The 15,234-nt window shown below is 48.8% G+C and carries 13 protein-coding genes and 1 tRNA gene; 12 read left to right on the forward strand and 2 right to left on the reverse strand.

Annotation, left to right across the window (positions count from 1 at the left end; all coding sequences use genetic code 11):
* The first annotated feature begins 14 nt into the window (after window positions 1-14).
* The 3 genes from HMPREF1548_RS05555 to HMPREF1548_RS30405 are packed head-to-tail and all read left to right on the forward strand — an operon-like array spanning window position 15 to window position 1,918.
* Window positions 15-1,337, forward strand: coding sequence for an AAA family ATPase (locus HMPREF1548_RS05555; RefSeq protein ID WP_021634855.1), 1,323 nt, complete (start codon window positions 15-17; stop codon window positions 1,335-1,337).
* Window positions 1,338-1,341: 4 nt separating this feature from the next.
* A complete protein-coding gene (locus HMPREF1548_RS30400) occupies window positions 1,342-1,590 on the forward strand; it encodes a hypothetical protein (RefSeq protein WP_243003165.1) in 249 nt (82 codons plus the stop codon).
* A complete protein-coding gene (locus tag HMPREF1548_RS30405; RefSeq protein WP_021634857.1) occupies window positions 1,568-1,918 on the forward strand; it encodes an RloB domain-containing protein in 351 nt (116 codons plus the stop codon). The genes HMPREF1548_RS30400 and HMPREF1548_RS30405 overlap by 23 nt, the downstream gene beginning before the upstream one ends.
* Window positions 1,919-2,005: 87 nt before the next feature.
* Here the strand turns inward: HMPREF1548_RS30405 and HMPREF1548_RS05565 are convergent.
* Window positions 2,006-2,093 (reverse strand) — tRNA-Ser (locus tag HMPREF1548_RS05565).
* Window positions 2,094-2,242: 149 nt separating this feature from the next.
* Complete coding sequence (locus tag HMPREF1548_RS05570) at window positions 2,243-3,523, reverse strand: cation:proton antiporter (protein ID WP_021634858.1); 1,281 nt, start codon at window positions 3,521-3,523, stop codon at window positions 2,243-2,245.
* Window positions 3,524-3,645: 122 nt separating this feature from the next.
* On the opposite strand from HMPREF1548_RS05570, the gene HMPREF1548_RS05575 reads away from it, so the two are divergent.
* From HMPREF1548_RS05575 to HMPREF1548_RS05615, 9 genes are all read left to right on the forward strand, one after another.
* Complete coding sequence (locus HMPREF1548_RS05575) at window positions 3,646-4,605, forward strand: LysR substrate-binding domain-containing protein (protein WP_021634859.1); 960 nt, start codon at window positions 3,646-3,648, stop codon at window positions 4,603-4,605.
* A gap of 52 nt (window positions 4,606-4,657) precedes the next feature.
* Window positions 4,658-6,169 (forward strand): sensor histidine kinase, encoded by a 1,512-nt coding sequence (locus tag HMPREF1548_RS05580; protein ID WP_021634860.1) that lies wholly within the window; start codon window positions 4,658-4,660, stop codon window positions 6,167-6,169.
* Between the two features lie 85 nt (window positions 6,170-6,254).
* Window positions 6,255-6,956, forward strand: a complete 702-nt coding sequence (locus HMPREF1548_RS05585) for a response regulator transcription factor (protein ID WP_021634861.1) — start codon at window positions 6,255-6,257, stop codon at window positions 6,954-6,956.
* Complete coding sequence (locus HMPREF1548_RS05590) at window positions 6,953-8,239, forward strand: ABC transporter substrate-binding protein (RefSeq protein ID WP_021634862.1); 1,287 nt, start codon at window positions 6,953-6,955, stop codon at window positions 8,237-8,239. Before HMPREF1548_RS05585 ends, HMPREF1548_RS05590 begins: the two co-directional genes overlap by 4 nt.
* 323 nt (window positions 8,240-8,562) lie before the next feature.
* Window positions 8,563-9,867: an ABC transporter substrate-binding protein gene (locus HMPREF1548_RS05595; RefSeq protein ID WP_035321235.1), complete on the forward strand. Its 1,305-nt coding sequence runs from the start codon at window positions 8,563-8,565 to the stop codon at window positions 9,865-9,867.
* 141 nt (window positions 9,868-10,008) lie between these two features.
* On the forward strand, window positions 10,009-10,929 hold the full coding sequence (locus tag HMPREF1548_RS05600) for a carbohydrate ABC transporter permease (RefSeq protein ID WP_021634865.1): 921 nt from the start codon (window positions 10,009-10,011) through the stop codon (window positions 10,927-10,929).
* A 12-nt stretch (window positions 10,930-10,941) separates the two neighbouring features.
* Window positions 10,942-11,793, forward strand: a complete 852-nt coding sequence (locus tag HMPREF1548_RS05605) for a carbohydrate ABC transporter permease (protein ID WP_021634866.1) — start codon at window positions 10,942-10,944, stop codon at window positions 11,791-11,793.
* A gap of 202 nt (window positions 11,794-11,995) precedes the next feature.
* A complete protein-coding gene (locus tag HMPREF1548_RS05610) occupies window positions 11,996-12,829 on the forward strand; it encodes an alpha/beta hydrolase (protein WP_021634867.1) in 834 nt (277 codons plus the stop codon).
* Window positions 12,830-12,955: 126 nt separating this feature from the next.
* Complete coding sequence (locus tag HMPREF1548_RS05615) at window positions 12,956-14,953, forward strand: beta-galactosidase (protein ID WP_035321239.1); 1,998 nt, start codon at window positions 12,956-12,958, stop codon at window positions 14,951-14,953.
* The last annotated feature ends 281 nt before the right edge of the window (window positions 14,954-15,234 follow it).

Raw genomic sequence — 15,234 nt, forward strand, 5'->3', positions numbered from 1 at the left:
AATGGAGGGGAAGTATGTTATTGGAATTTCGCACATCCAATTACAAGTCATTTAAGGATGAACTTGTCTTTTCACTAACACCAGCACCTAAACAAAAAGGACTGGATTACAGTATATTGGAAGAAAAAATTGGTAAAAAAACATACAAGGGACTGTGTTCCGCTATTATTTATGGTCCTAATGCATCGGGAAAAACCAATATTATAGGTGCAATGGATACTTTTAAATCTATTGTGCTTCGGGGTAATATCCGAAATGATAACGATAAAAGTGATCCTAATGCGGCGGCCGGTACGTTGGAGCTGATTCCGAATAGTTCCAGTCAAAATAATTTACCAGTAAGCTTTGCGGTTAAATTTATCTCAGAAGAAAGGCTGATTGAATATTCCTTTACTGTTGATTTGGGTGGCTTTTTGGAAAGCCATTATAAACGGCGGATCCTGACTGAAACATTGTCTGTCGATGGTTCTGTTATTTTTTCCCGGAATGGGGGGCTTAAGATTGAGGACCTGACGGTAATCAGGAATATGCTGGTCAATGCTTTTGAGCAGAACGCCGAAGGTGCAATAGCACTGGCTGTCAGTAATCTGAATGAAGAAGAATTATTTTTGATGAATGGCTTTAAGACTATGTTCAGTTCCAAGCTGGTATCACTGATAAGTGAATGGCTGGATAATAAATTTATGGTCATATACAGGGCTGATGCCCTGCATCTGATTCGGAAATTCAGTGATGCCGGGAAGAAATCCGTATATGTGGAGAAAACCATAAACGAAGCAGCCGCTTGTTTTGGAATTAATTCCAATGCGCTGGGCTATATAGTTGATGGGGAAAGTAACGAAGCCAAATTATGTTCTGTTTTTAAAAATATGGAAAAAGGAACTGCAATTCCTGCAGAGTTGTTTGAGTCTTATGGGACTATCCGATTTGTAAATATGTTTCCACTGGTAGTTAATGCGCTTCTAAACGGCGGGACGTTGGTGGTTGATGAATTCGATGCGTCCCTCCATCCGATGGCTCTGATGAATATAATAAATATCTTCCATAATGACGAAATTAACATCCACCATGCACAGCTGATTTTTAATACACATAACCCTATTTTCCTGAATGCTAATCTTTTCCGGCGTGATGAGATTAAGTTTGTAGAGCGTGATGAGGCGAATCACTGCAGTATACATTATGCACTCTCAGACTTTGGAACTGCAGGGAAAAAAGGTGTCCGAAACAACGAGGATTACACGAAAAATTATTTTGTAGATCGGTATGGGGCTATCCGGGATATTGATTTTACACCTATTTTTGAAGAACTGCTTCATCGTGGAAATGAGGTGTAAAGTTATGAGGAAGGAAACACGAAAATACTACTTTTCCGTTGAGGGAGAGACCGAACACTGGTATTTGAACTGGTTGCAAAATACAATTAATGCAGAATCGGATGCAAAATTCCGCGTCAAGTTGGACAGTCAAGTCCAGAAAGATCCGCTTGTTCGTATTAAAAAACTGACAATCTTGGGAAAAACTGAAATTACCCATATATTCGACCGTGAAAGTGAAGACGAAGTACATGTACAGCAATTTTACTTTTGAACTATGGATTATTCTCCATAAAGCGGATTGTAATGGTAGCCTGACCAATCGGCGCCAATACCTTGCTCCGCTTAATCGTGCATATGGGGAGGATTTTGAGAACCTTTTTCAGTATAAGCAAGAGGAGAAATTTAAAAGGATTCTCAGTAAACTGACCCTGGAAGATGTTCGTTCTGCTATTCAAAGGTCAAAAGTAATTATGCAGCGTAACCGTACAAATGGTTGTGTAGAACAGAAATATAAAGGTTACAGTTATTATAAAGAAAATCCATCACTTTCCATATGGGAGGTGGTGGAGAAAATCCTGAAAGACTGCGGACTACTTTAAATGTGATCGGTATGTTTGAACAGTTTTAGGTAAAATAAAAACCAGATAATAAAAAAAGCCGCCGGTATCTACCGACAGCTTATTCAGCGGAGATGGTGGGATTCGAACCCACGTGCCCAGTTAAGGACAAAACGATTTCGAGTCGTTCTCGTTATGGCCGCTTCGATACATCTCCGGACATACTGAGTGCTGCCGTAACCGGCAGCACTTATATTCTATAGTAATTTTCCGTATTCTGCAAGTGGTAAATTTCAATTCTGCGGTCGGATTTTCACTTCTGGCAGCTGTTCAGTCCCTTCAGAGTTACCATTTTTACATCACAGTTTACTCCGCATTCTTAACCGGTTTTTTTCCGGGATACTTTTTTACCTTTTCCTTCCCCGTATTCCTGTCGGCTTCCGGTTTTGTTTCCCTCTTGATTGTTCCGGAAAGGAAGAAGGAAAGCTTTGCGCTGGCCGGCCCCACCAGCTCATAGAGAACAGAGGAGGATAAAATAATGGTCAGCAGAAGATTGCCGATTTCCGCAGGAAGCAGCCGCTGTCCCAGGAAAGCAAGGCCAATTGCCACCCCTGCCTGGGGAATCAGCGCCAGCCCCATATAATTTCGGTGGGAAGCCGGCATTTTAGTCAGGACGCAGCCCAGATACATTCCGCCGTACTTCCCGATGATGCGGATCAGGAAATAGGTGATTCCAATAACCCCGGCTGTTTTCAGCGCAGTAAGATCAAGGCTCATGCCGGAAACAATGAAAAACATGGAAAGCACAGGAGGCGTAAAACGATCCACCTGACGGAACAGCTTCTTATCCTCGGTAAGATTAATATAGGAAGCGCCGAAAACCATACAGGAAAGCAGCGGCGACAGCCCGAAAGCGGAGCACAGCCCTGATATCCCCGTGAGCATGGCGATGGCCAGAATCAGACGGTTATCCTTGCTCCGGGCGGGCGTCAGCAGCCTGGAAAGCAGATAGCCACAAAGGAAACCTATTCCCAGCGCCGCCACATTATAAACAACAGGAAGAAGCACATCCATTATCCGGATATGGCCGCTGCTTCCGGCATTGATGACAGCCACCACCACACTGAAGGTAAGCAGGCAGACCACATCGTCGAGCGCCACCACCTGCAGCAGCACATTTACATAATCGCCCTTGGCATGATACTGTCTGATGGTCATCATCGTGCTCGCCGGTGCGGTAGCCGTGGCGATTGCGCCCAGAATCAGGCAGAAATCCCAGGACAGGTGAAAAATCAGCCGCATGCTTACCGTAACAAGCAGGCCGGCCAGCAGAGATTCCCAAAGTGTAACGGTTACCACCTTCCAGCCCGTTTTCATTAAAACATCCTTTTTAAAAAACTTTCCCACGCCGAAAGCGATGAAGGCCAGCGCAATATCGCTGACAAACCCCATATGATCCAGGATGTGGGAGGGCACCAGCGCCGCGACCTGCGGCCCGATCAGCACGCCCGCAAGGATGTAGCCGCTCACATTCGGAAGATGCAGCCGTTTGGTCAGGCGGGTGAGAAGAAACCCCGCAAAAAGTATGATAGATAAAGAACATAAGACGAGAGTCGCCTCGTCCAGATTATTATAAAATTCTTTCATGAAAAAAGACCCCCTTGTATTGCTATATTCCCCTTCTATGGTACAATTATATCAACGAAAACCATAAAGGCAAATTATGATTTATAACTATCTCATTATGAAAATTTATGAGGAGGCATTCCATGATAGATCCCAAGCTCGTCACTCTTCTTACGGTTAATGAACTGAACAGTTTCACCAAAGCGGCGCAGAAGCTTTCGCTTACCCAGCCGGCTGCCAGCCAGCATGTCAGGCAGCTGGAGAAGGAGCTTGGGGTTACCATTTTTGTCCGCGGGGAGGGAAATCTCAAGCTGACGAGCGAAGGAGAAATCGTTATCAAGTACGCTAAAAGAATAGTAAGCCTGTATCAGAACCTGCAGCAGAGCCTGAAGGATGAAAGGAGGCATGCCCGGAAAATAACGGTGGGCATCACACATACCTCCGAAAGTAATATCATGGTGGAGGTACTGGCGAAATACAGCAGCTTCAGCGAAGGTACACGCATAACAATTATTTCTGATGCCATAAACAATCTTTATATGAAACTGAAAACCTATGAGATCGATCTGGCCATTGTGGAGGGCAGGATTACGGATCCCAATTTCAATTCGGTCATGCTGGATACAGATTCCCTGATTCTGGCCGTATCCAATAAGAACCCGCTTTCCAAAAAGAGCATGGTGACCCTGAATGAGCTGAAGAAAGAGAACCTGATTCTGCGCCTTCCGGATTCAGGAACCCGAAATCTTTTTATTTCCCATCTGGAGAGCAATAATGTATCACTGGATGAATTTAATGTCATACTGGAAGTAGACAACGTGGCAACCATCAAGGATTTGGTGCGCCGGGATTTCGGCGTTTCCATACTGGCAAGGAGCGCCTGCGCAAACGAACTGAAAAAAGGGAAGATGGCGGGACTGCCCATTGAGAACCTGAGCATGACAAGAGAGATCAATATGGTATACCATAAGGATTTTGAACATACGGATCTGCTGCAGAATATCATGCGTATTTATAATGAATACTCCGTGGCCGGAGCCGTGGAAGGAAAAGTGCGGCCCAAGGAAGTCCATTTCGTTGACACTCCCGACCAATTATTGTAAGATACAAGCGGATCCGAAAAAATGCCTGTTTTACAGGCTGTGGAGGCTTTAAATGGTATATTTGATACTTGTGTGCGCAGTGATGATTATGCTGCTTCTTTTTACCCGATCCGAATACCGGACCATGCAGCTGATATCCATGTTTCTGGTTCTGTTTTTCTTCCTGACATCACTGTGCTTTTTTATTTTATATTTTTGTAAATCCTCATTTAATCTGAGTATATTCCTGCGTTATTTCCTGGTGCCCAGGGGGATGGCGGCCAGGCTCTATTCCCTGAAGATTTCCAGGGAAGCCGTAATAAACTGCCTGAATATCAGCAGTATTCTGTTTACGGCAAGCAATCTGGTGTTTGCAGCCTCCTTCATGAAGCAGGAGGAGAGGAAAAAATGCAGAAGGCTCTGCCCCGCAGCGGCAGCCTTTTTCCTTCTGGAATACATCATTTGCAGCCCTGGAATTTACATCCGCGCCTATTCGTTCCTCTATCCGGCCCACATGACGGTTTCCGGCGTGGAAAGGCTGTGGAACGGCATGGGAACGGCGACCTCTGTCATGAACCTGCTGCTCCTTTTTCTTTGTCTGGGAAGTATACTGGTGAGCCTGCTCCGGGTGCCTCATATTAAGGTGTACCGGATGTCCCTGATCATCATTCTGATATCGTATTTTATGCTGATCCTATGCTATCTGATGTTCATGGGGCGCCTCCCGATGCAGATGATAAAGTACTCGAAGGCAATGGATGTTGTTACCTATAAAATGCTGTTTATGAACAGCTACATCCCGTTATACCGCGCGCTGCCCTACCTCATTTTACTTTTTATCATCCTGATGCTTGCCTGGAGCTACCGATTGAATGAGCTTCGGACTAAGATGGAAAATTATAGCCTGGAGGTATCCCAGAGCATCAATGCGGTAAACATGTCCACCCGGGTTTTCTGCCATTTTATGAAAAATGAACTGCTCAACCTGCAGGCCGAGGTGGAAAATCTGGAGGTGAGAGAGGAAGACAGCAGGGACAAGGAGCTTCTGGTGGAGCACTGTGAAGCGCTTTACGGGCGGCTGGACGATATCCACAGGCATATCAAGGACAACACCATGAATTTCCGCAGGCTGCGGCTGGGAGAGCTGGTACGGCAGACCGTGGAGGATACGAAATCTTCCAGGCCGGAAACGGATATAGAGTGGTCGGTGAGCATTCCCGGTGAGGACCCGGAGGTATTTGCAGACAGGGAATTTATCGGCCAGGCGCTCATTAACCTTCTCAACAATGCCTGCGATGCCCTCAGGCAGGTGGAAGGGAGAACCAGGAAAATTCAGGTAATGCTGCTGGCTGACAGCCGATGGGGAATTATCGATGTAAAGGACAACGGCTGCGGAATACCCGAGGAAGACCTGGTGAATATCTTCACCCCCTTTTTCACCTCAAAGCCAATGACAAAGAGCTGGGGCATGGGCCTGACACTGACACATAAAATCATTACCGACTCCGGCGGTAAAATCGATGTGGAAAGCGAAGTGGGCCAGGGAACCGTATTCCACGTATACCTCCCGGTTACCCGGATATAGCATGCATGCAGATAGGAGTAAAGCTGAAGCCCTGCCTTCAGCCTTCCTGATTTAAGTGCGTGCCTTGCACGCAGATAGGAGTAAAATGATAAAAGTATTAATTGCGGAGGATATGCCCGCGCTTTTGAAAAAATACCAGCGTCTGCTGGAAAAAGACGGCGAGCTTGAAGTGGTTGCCGCCGTTCAGAACGGCTATGAGGCGGTAATGAAAACCGTGCTCTGCCAGCCCGATGTCATTCTGATGGATATTGAAATGGAAACCAGGACCGCAGGCCTGGATGCGGCCAGCCAGATCCTGTCCCAGTATCCCCAGGTAAAAATCATCATCCTCACCTCCTACGAGGATGATGATAACGTATTCCAGGCCTTTAAGCTGGGAGTATCCGATTATGTGCTGAAAAATTCCGGACAGGAGGAGCTGATCACCTGCGTGAAGGATGCCTATTACGGCCGTTCCCCCATACGGCCTGTGATCGCGGAGAAAATCCGCCGCGAATTCCAGCGGGTAAAGCAGAGCGAAGACAGCTTCCTGTATAATCTCATGCTGGTAACCCAGCTGACCCAGACGGAAATTGATATCCTTGATCTGCTTCGCCAGGGCTATGAACGTCCGGAAATCTGCGCCATGCGCTGTGTGGAAATGACAACCCTGAAAAGACATATCCACAATATCCTTAAAAAATTCGATCTTGATTCCATGGCGGAAGTGGTAAAAAGGGTCAATGACCTTAAAATTTATGATTACCTTCATAATGTAAAAAATATGGATCTGAAGGACGCAAAATGAAGCAGAAAATAAGACATTTCCTGATACTTACGATTTTCCTGCTTTCCCTGTCCTTCCTTGCTTCCTGCCAAAAAGTGCAGAAGGAGCAGGATACGCAATACAGCGACAGCCAGCCGGCGGGAAAGCAGAAAATTATTTGCTATGATGTAACGGTCAGCGCTCCCTACATGGAAGATCTGGTCAAAGTTTTTAATGCACAAAGCAGTACGACCGAAGTGGAAATGCGCTACCTGGAGGATTCTGAATATGAAGACCGGCTGAATAAGCTTCTGGAAGAAGGCGGCCAGGCGGATGTAATCTGGCTTCGCCAGCCCTCCAAATCCAACCGCATGGCGGAGGCGGGACAGCTCTTTGATCTGTCCCAGCTGGTGGGCGGCAGCGCACTGGACATTTCCAAATACGGCCAGTCCCTGGATATCGTAAAGTTAGATGAAAGTATATACTCCCTGCCCTTCATCCAGAATATCTGGCTCCTGTTTTACAACCGTGATATTTTTGACGGCCTGCACATGGACTATCCCGGACAGATGACCTGGGAGGAATATGCGGACCTGGCGGCACGCATTGACGGCACGGCGCCAGACGGACAGAAGAGGTGGGGCGGCTACCTTCCCATATGGGTTCCCAACCTGGGGGCGCTGGAGCTGGGAGAATATCTTTATGATGACGAGCTTCCCGCCACAAAAGAGTTCCTGCAGCTGATGGACAGACTCTACAACCAGGATCACAGCCATCCCAACCCCGTGGAAATGGAAGAAATTTACACCCCTGGCTATGAAGCCTTCCTGGACGGTGGAATCGGCATGATGATAAATGGTGACTGGACCATACAGATCCTTCAGAACCTGGAAGCCTCCGGGACCGTTAGCTGCCGCTGGGACGCGGCGCCGCTTCCCCTGTCGGAGGGCGTGGAACCGGGAACCTCTGTGGGGAGCAACTCCTACCTGGCGGTTTATTCCGGCAGCAGCTATCCGGAAAATGCCTTTGAATTCCTGGAGTTTGCCTGCGGAGAAGAAGGGGCCTCCATCCTGGCCTCCCACTACTGCTTCCCCTCCTATTTTACGGAAGAAGGCAGGGAAAGCTATAAGCAGAACGCAGGCGCCATCCATGTGAACTTTTTCTTTGACGCCATCCTGCAGAATGAAGAAGGCAAGCACGTTCTGTATCAGGATCTGAGGGATATTTTTGATAAAGAAGCCGCCTCATACCTGAAAGGGGAAAAGACTCTGGATCAGACCATGAAGGATTACCTGAAGGAACGAAACAACCTGAACCGAAATTGAAGAAGGGCAGAAATTTCAGCTCCCCCATTTTAACGCTTCACAGTAAGTATATATGTTTCAAAGAAAATACGCCTGATTACTGTTATTGCGTACATCAGTTTCAGAGGGAGGGTGTAGAAAAATTCATCCTCTTTTTGCAGTTCTGCTGTTGCACCCCAACTTTAAAATTTATGCCAAACGCCTGATTTACGGTAAAAACCGAAGAAATCAGGCGCTTTTTTTATGCCTGTAAGGTGTAGATTTTTTGTGACTTTTCAGAATGAATGTAAAAGCTATAATGAAAACATCAAGTGACTGGAAACAAAAGTTCAAAGGAGGACATTATGAAAAAGAAAGCATTAAGCATTCTTCTTACGGCTGCCATGGCAGTAACCCTGCTGGCAGGATGCGGAAGCTCTTCCGACAATGCAGGAAGCACCGCAGCATCAGGAGACACAACCGCAGAAAGCGCCGCAGGCTCAGAAGCTGCCGCAGGTTCTGATAAAACAGTAGTAAATTTCTACTACTCCACCGACCTGGAAAAAGTGGCACAGAAAGAAATCGAAGCATTTAACACTGCCAACAGTGACATTGAAGTGGTGGGACACAGCATCGCAGAAGGCGATTATGACGATAAGGTTAAGGTAATGACAGCAGGCGGCTCCACAGACGCCGACATCTACTGGGTACGTACCCCTGCGCAGATGGCACAGTATACCGCCAACGGCGCTTTTGTAAACCTTGCCCCCTATGCTGAGAAATCCGGCGTGGATCTTTCCCCCATCAAGGAAACCTCCCTTGCAGGCGTTACCGACGCTGACGGCGCCTTTTACGGATACCCCACAAGCGGTTCCTGCTGGATGCTTTTCTACAACAAGGAACTGTTTGATGCAAAAGGAATCGATTATCCTGAAAACCTCACATGGAACGAATACCTTGACCTGATTAAGGAGCTCACCGGTGAAGAAGGCGGAACCAAATACTGGGGTGGCCTGATGCCTATCTGGACTCCCAACCTGGGCGCTGTCGCAGCAGGCGAATACCTGGATGACGAAAGCCTGACAAGAACCAAAGAATTTGCACAGATTCAGCACCGTATGTACGTGGATGACGCAAGCGCTCCCGGAATTGCAGAAATGACCTCCGGAACCTTTGACATCAAGGCGTACTTTGAAGCAGGAAATATTTACACCATGATCAACGGCGACTGGATGTTCAGACTGATGGAAGCTGATTTTGAATGGGGCGCGGCGCCGCTGCCGATCTTCGACGGCGAACCGGAAGGCTCCAGCGTTGGACAGAGCTCCTACCTGGTAATCTCCTCCAACTCCAAGCATCCGGAAGAAGCATACAAATTCATCGAATACTACTGCACCACTCCTGAAGGAACCACCATCATTGCCCAGAACCATGATGTTCCTTCCTATGCAACCGATGAAGCTCTGGAAGTATTCAAATCCGAAGTAAACGTTCCCGGTGTGGAATACCGCTTCTCAGCCAAGATCAAGGACGAGCAGAAGGGCCAGGAAGGCTATGCATCTCTGATTGAAGCTTACAATCAGGAATTACAGCTTTACCTGCTGGATGAGCAGTCACTGGATGCAACGTTTGAAAATTACGCCGAGTTACGTGACGAGATTATGAATTAAGACAGCAGAGTACCCGCGCAATCCGGCACCTCTATTACAGGGGCGCCGGATTTTGCCGGGTAAACATCCGCTCTTACGGACGGAGGGCGGCACACATGCACAGCTAATTTGCATGGCACAGCATGCAACAAAGGAGGGAATATGGCATCTTCCGTAAAAAAACAACCTAAAAAAAGGATGAGCAGGGCGGCAAGAAGAGAAGCTATCTCAGGTTACCTGTATCTGCTCCCCAATTTTATCGGATTTTTCATTTTTACAGCAATCCCGATCATCCTGGGGCTCTTAATCAGCTTCACTGACTACAACGGTTTCAAATGGAATTTTGTGGGACTGCACAACTACATCAAAATGTTCGGGGACTCCCAGTTCAAGGCGGCCCTGGTAAATAACCTGATCTACTCCCTGGTGAGCGTGCCGCTTACCATTGCTTTTTCATTGATTCTGGCCCTGGCCCTGAACCGGAAGCTGTTTGGTGGCGGATTTTTCAAGACCGTGTTTTTCTTCCCCAACCTGACCTCCATGGTAGCCATTGGCTGTATCGCCATGCTGCTGTTCCAGCCGGTAGACGGCCCCGTCAACCAGGTGCTGCGCGGCATCGGCATTGCCCAGGAGCATCTTCCCAAATGGTTCATGTCCACAAAAACAGCGCTTTTAACGGTTATCATCGTCGTTGTGTGGAAGCAGGCCGGTTATTACATGATCATGTTCATGGGCGGGCTTAAGAGCATTCCCAACCATTTATATGAAGCGGCCCAAATCGACGGCGCCAACTCCTGGAAACTGTTCTGGCATGTGACCTGGCCCATGCTTTCCCCCACAACCTTCATGGTAACCATCCTCTGCTTTATCGCGTCCTTCCAGGTATTCGACATCATCAATGTTACCACGCAGGGAGGACCCGGACGCTCCACCAGCGTGCTGGTATTCCGTATTTATAAAGAAGCCTTCGGAGAATGGAAAATGGGCTATGCATCGGCGATTGCATATTTCCTGTTTGTAATCATTCTGATCATAACACTGATTCAGTGGCAGGGTCAGAAAAACTGGGTAAACGAGGATTAAAGGAGGTTTGGCATGGCAAAATCAAAAGACGGACAGAACAAAAAGAAAATGAAAATCAGCACCGTCCTGATTTTTTTCTTCTGTTCTATTGTCGCATTTACAATGTTAGTTCCCTTTGTGTGGATGGTCAGCGCTTCCTTTAAGCTGAATTCGGAGATTTTCTCCTATCCCGTAAAATGGATTCCCGAGGTATTCCGTACCCTCAATTATGAAAAGGTATGGCAGAGCATTCCGTTCCTGCAATATTTCCTGAACACGCTGAAGCTGGCAGTCATTATCACACTGCTCCAGCTGTTCACCTGCTCCCTGGCGGCATTTGCATTCACCAAACTGCATTTCCCCGGCAGAGATAAGATATTCGTAGCTTACCTGGCAACCATGATGGTTCCCTGGCATGCAATCATGATTCCGCAGTTCATCGTGGTAAAGGCTTTCGGCATGTACAATACCCACCTTTCCCTCATCGTCCTGCAGGCCTTCAGCGCCTTTGGCGTATTCCTTCTGCGCCAGAACATGCTGAGCATTCCAGACAGCCTTCATGAGGCGGCCAAAATTGACGGCTGCTCCACCTTCGGCATCTACCGTAAAATCATTCTTCCCCTGTCCCAGAACGGCCTGGCTACCCTGACGGTACTCACCTTCAACAGCGTATGGAACGACTACATGGGCCCCATGATCTATCTGGACAGCGACAGGCTGAAAACCATCCAGCTGGGACTGGCAAGCTTCCAGCAGCAGTTTTCCGCAGACTACGGTGCCATCATGGCGGGTACGGTATGCTCCGTCATCCCGATTATCATTGTCTACTGCATCGGCCAGAAGTATATCGTGGAGGGCGTTGCCTTTGCCGGAGTAAAAGGCTGATTTCATGTAACAGCTCAGGACGACGGACCTCCTGGACCGTTACGGTTTCCCCGGAAATCAGGAACCGGCTCACACAAAGATCCCTCCGGCGGACCGTATTCAAAGGTTGACTGTAATCACAGGATATTGTATAACGAAAATGGACCCGCGCTTAGCGTGGGTCCGATTATTATTCTGAAAAATACACCAGACAGGAGCACACATGAAAACAGTAGAAATTCATCCCATTCAGGATTCCCAGGCCCTTCTTGTGGGCTGGCTGCATCCTTATTATGAAGAAATGGCGCACAGGAAAAAACGCCCCTGCGCCGTAATCTGCCCCGGCGGAGCTTATAAATACTGCTCCGACAGAGAGGCCGATCCCATTGCTGAAGCCTATTTCGCCAAAGGCTTCCAGGTATTTATCCTCTACTACAGCACAACAGGCAGGGAACTGGAACGCCCGGCCACCGGCCTGCGTCCTCTGGGCGAGCTGTCCGAAAGTGTGGTACATATCCGTGAAAACAGCGCCCTTTACGGCGTGGATCCGGAAAAAATCGCAGTCATCGGCTTTTCCGCAGGGGCCCATCTGGCGGGGAGCCTGGGCGTCCACTGGAACAGTGAAAAACTGCGGGAATTTTATCCTTCAGAGCTTGGGAAAAACCGCCCCGACGCCATGGTCCTCAGCTATCCCGTGATTTCCGCCCGGCCGGAAGCACATCCCGAATGGCATGACAGCTTCAGCGCCCTGCTGGGACCGGACCGCACTCCGGAGGAGGAAGCCTTTTTCTCCCTGGAAGAACAGGTCAATGAAGAAACGGTGCCGGCCTTCTGCTGGCATACCATGGATGACGACTGTGTCTGCGTAGCCAACACCATGCGCTTTGTTAAAAGCCTCTACGAACACGGCATCCCTGCGGAATGCCACCTGTTTGAACACGGCCACCACGGCCTGTCCATGTGCACTGAAGAGGTGGGAGACGATTACCCCCACGTGGCCCACTGGTTCGAAATGAGCTGCGAATGGCTGAACACCCGTTTTCACTGGAACCCCTAAAAAACCAGAACCGGAAAGAAAAGCAGGAAAGACCCCCCGGCTCTGTAATGGTACGGTTATCCGTACTGCAACAATTTTTCATAATAAATTGCCTGTGCGCGATTCCGTGTGCAGAAGGGAGAAAATATGGCAAAAAAAATGTTATACGGCGGAGACTATAATCCCGAGCAATGGGAGGAATCCGTATGGGAAGAAGACATGCGCATGTTCCATCTGGCAGGGATAGACTGCGTAACACTGAACGTATTCAGCTGGGCGGCCCTGCAGCCTGACGAGGTAACCTACCGTTTTGAACGCCTGGACAAAATTATGGACCTGGTGCGCAGGAATCACCTGAAGGTAGTCCTTGCCACCTCCACCGCCGCCCACCCCGCCTGGATGGCAAAAAAATATCCGGAGGTGCTGCGTACGGAATTCAACGGCATGAAACGTAAATTCGGCAGCCGCCACAATTCCTGCCCCAACAGCCCCGTCTATCAGAAATATTCCAGGGCGCTGGCCGAAAAGCTGGCTGAAAGATACGGAAAATATGACAATATCGTAGCCTGGCACATCTCCAACGAATACGGCGGAGAATGCTACTGCGAAAACTGTGAAAAAGCCTTCCGCGTATGGCTGAAGGAAAAATACGGCACCATAGAAGAAGTCAACCGCGCCTGGAACACCAGCTTCTGGGGCCATACCTTCTACGACTGGGATGAAATCGTGGCACCCAACCTGCAAAGCGAACATTTTGCGGAAAACCGCACCACCTTCCAGGGGATTTCCCTGGACTACCGCCGTTTTAACTCAGATTCCATGCTGAATAATTACCGCGCGGAATACGAGGCTGTAAAAGCCGTAACCCCCAACATCCCGGTCACCACCAACCTCATGGGCTTTTATAAACCCCTGGATTACCAGAAATGGGCGAAATATCTGGACTTTGCCTCCTGGGACAACTATCCCGACACTGTGGATACCAACGCCGCTGTGGCCATGCGACACGACCTCATCCGCGGCCTGAAGCAGGGAGCCCCCTTTGTTCTCATGGAACAGACGCCCAGCGTAACCAACTGGCACCCCTATAACCTCCTCAAACGCCCCGGCGTCATGCGCCTTTTAAGCTACCAGGCAGTAGCGCACGGTGCGGATGCGGTCATGTTTTTCCAGATGAGAAGAAGCATTGGCGCCTGCGAAAAATTCCACGGCGCAGTCATCGACCATGTAGGCAACGAAAATACCCGCGTCTTCCGTGAGATCAGCCAGCTTGGCCATGAACTGGAAGCCCTGGGCGACCTTACCCTTGACTCCAGGACACCCTCCCGGGCTGCGATCATGGTGGACTGGGATAACTGGTGGGCTCTGGAATACTCCGCCGGCCCCAGCTGCGAACTGAAATACATGGACGAAATTCTCCTCTACTATACAGCCCTCTATGAAAAAAACGTGCCCGCCGACATCATTTCCACAGAAGACGATCTGTCACAATACAGCGTAGTTATCGCCCCCGTCCTCTATATGACAAAACCCGGCACAGATGAAAAAATCCGCAGCTTTGTCAGGGAAGGCGGCACCTTTGTCACCACCTTCTTCAGCGGCATCGTAGACGAACACGATCTGGTTATCACCGGCGGCTATCCCGGAAAACTGCGCGACATCCTGGGGATTTGGGTAGAAGAGACAGACGCCCTCCCCTCCTATATGAAGAACAGCTTCACCTGGAACGGAAAAACCCACGAAGCCGGAATTATCTGCGACATCATGCACATGGAAACAGCGCAGCCCCTCGCCGTTTACGACAGCGACTTCTACGCAGGGACCCCCGTGCTCTCCGCCAACGCCTACGGAAAAGGACACGCCTACTACGTAGCCACCCGATCCGACAAAGATTTTTATGCAGATTTCCTGCAGCATATACTGGACGAACAGAATATCACCCCCGTATACCCACCCTGTGAAGGCGTGGAAATCACAGAAAGGGACAAAGACGGAAAAAGATTCCTCTTCTTCCTCAACCACAACGACTTTCCCGTCTCCCTCCCCCTGGAAACCGATGGCACAAGCCTCCTGGAAAACCGCCCCTGCAAAGCCGGAACCACCCTCCAACTCCCCCCCAAAGGCGCCGCCATCTACCAATGCTGACATCCCTCCGATTATAAATGTCATAAAATTTATAACTCTACTTTCCCTTCACAGTTACTGCCAGAATCCATCCCCAATCGCTTTACAGGATGGATTCCGGCACACCTAAATCACTTCCCTGAGCTCAACACACGAAATACGCTGACCTTTCCGATCTGAAACCAACATTCCCCCATCATCCTTCCTCAACACTCCCCGAATTACTTCACTATTTTTTCACTTCCGCCCTAAAAAACCTTATGCTGCCTCCAGGGTTCAAGGGAGTTGTGTCAGGGGGCGGC

Source organism: Clostridium sp. KLE 1755 (assembly GCF_000466465.2).
Classification (GTDB): Bacteria; Bacillota; Clostridia; order Lachnospirales; family Lachnospiraceae; genus Eisenbergiella; species Eisenbergiella porci.